This window comes from Robertmurraya sp. DFI.2.37 (assembly GCF_029211245.1).
GTDB lineage: Bacteria > Bacillota > Bacilli > Bacillales > Cytobacillaceae > Robertmurraya > Robertmurraya methanolica_A.
Genome location: NZ_JARGEJ010000940.1, coordinates 1 through 286 on the forward strand (window position 1 = coordinate 1; position 286 = coordinate 286).

Sequence of the window (286 nt, forward strand, 5' to 3'; positions counted from 1 at the left end):
CCAACCCTTAACTGTGGAGGAAACACTGCTCCATAAATCACCGAAGAATGCACCAATTCCACGCATCATAAGGACGAACCAGTTTGCTTTCTCAACATCCTCAGCTGCAACTAAATCAACTGTCATACTCCTCTGTCCCTCAGAGCTTAAATAAACAGTCTCTTCATCTTTAAATTGAACCTTTACTGTTCCAAGCTTATCTCCTTTTTTAATAGGAGCTGTTAAACTGCCGTCTTCATTTAGCTTCTCTTTATCAAGCTCGACCAGAGTCTCAAAGTTTTCTTGC

General features: G+C 40.9%; 1 pseudogene. It reads right to left on the reverse strand.

What is annotated here, in order from left to right:
- Nucleotides 1-286, reverse strand: a pseudogene (locus PZE06_RS29245) (D-alanyl-D-alanine carboxypeptidase); the annotation flags it as partial.